The sequence below is a fragment of the Streptomyces sp. NPDC058307 genome (genome assembly GCF_042880295.1).
In the GTDB taxonomy this organism is placed as follows: domain Bacteria; phylum Actinomycetota; class Actinomycetes; order Streptomycetales; family Streptomycetaceae; genus Streptomyces.
The window spans coordinates 70,087-71,565 of record NZ_JBHVYZ010000010.1; the positions used below are offsets into that span (position 1 = coordinate 70,087).

Below are 1,479 nucleotides of genomic sequence, written 5' to 3' on the forward strand. Positions count from 1 at the left end.
TCATTCCGGGCGTCCGGCATGCGGCACTTGGCCCCGGCACCCAATCATTCCGGGCGTCCGGCATGCGGCACTTGGCCCCGGCACCCAATCATTCCGGGCACCGGCATGCCGCACCTGGTCCCGGTACCCAAACATCCCTGCACTCGGCACGGGACACAAGGCACACAGACACCCCTCCGCCCCGTCACCCGTGCCAAGACCGCCACAACGCCGCATACGCCCCGTCCGCCGCGACCAGTTCCTCATGGCTGCCCAGTTCGCTGATGCGGCCGTTCTCGACGACAGCGATGACATCCGCGTCGTGGGCGGTGTGCAGGCGGTGGGCGATGGCGACCACGGTGCGGCCGTCGAGGACGCGGGCCAGGGAGCGTTCCAGGTGACGGGCCGCCCGGGGATCCAGCAGCGACGTCGCCTCGTCCAGGACCAGCGTGTGCGGGTCGGCGAGCACCAGCCGGGCCAGTGCGACCTGCTGGGCCTGGGCCGGAGTGACGGTCAGTCCGCCGGAGCCGACCTCGGTGTCGAGGCCGTCGTCGAGCGACCCCGCCCATACGTCCGCGTCGACCGCGCCGAGGGCCGCCCAGAGCTCGGCGTCCGTGGCGTCCGTCCGGGCGAGCAGGAGGTTGTCGCGCAGGGAGCCCACGAAGACGTGGTGCTCCTGGTTGACGAGGGCCACGTGCTCACGGACGCGTTCGGCGGACATCCGGGACAGCTCGGCCCCGCCGAGGGTGATCCGGCCGTCGCGGGGCGCGTAGATGCCGGCCAGCAGCCTGCCCAGGGTGGACTTGCCGGCGCCCGAGGGGCCGACCAGCGCCAGTCTGGTTCCGGGTGCGACCTGAAGGGACACCTCGCGCAGGACGTCCACGCCCTCCAGGTAGCCGAAGTGCACCCGGTCCGCGTGGACGTCCCGCCCCTCGGGAGCGAGCCCGGAGTCCGCGCCGGCCGGCTCGATGTCCCGGACCCCGACCAGCCGGGCCAGCGACACCTGGGCCACCTGCAGCTCGTCGTACCAGCGCAGGATCAGCCCGACCGGATCGACCAGCATCTGGGCGATCAGCGCGCCGGTCGTCAGCTGGCCGACCCCGATCCAGCCCTGGAGGACGAACACCCCGCCGACCATCAGCACCGACGAAAGGATCATCACGTGGCTGACGTTGATGCACGGGAAGAGCACCGACCGCAGCCACAACGTGTACCGCTCCCAGGCCGTCCACTCCTTGATCCGCCGCTCAGACAGCTCGATGCGACGCGCGCTCAGCCGGTGCGCCTCGACGGTGCGTCCGGCGTCCACGGTCTCGGCGAGCGCGGCGGCCACGGCGGCGTACCCGGCCGCCTCCGAGCGGTAGGCCGAGGGCGCCCGCTTGAAGTACCAGCGGCAGCCGACGACCAGCAGCGGCAGGGCGAGCAGCACGGCGGCGGCCAGGGGCGGCGCGGTGATCACGAGGCCGCCGAGGAGCAGGGCCGCCCACACCACGCCGATCG

At 72.6% G+C, this 1,479-nt stretch carries 1 protein-coding gene; it reads right to left on the bottom strand.

Going from position 1 to position 1,479, the window contains the following annotated elements; translation table 11 throughout:
• Nucleotides 1-184: 184 nt before the first annotated feature.
• A partial coding sequence (locus tag ACFVYN_RS10230; protein ID WP_389995284.1) for an ABC transporter ATP-binding protein occupies nucleotides 185-1,479 on the bottom strand: 1,295 nt, incomplete at its 5' end.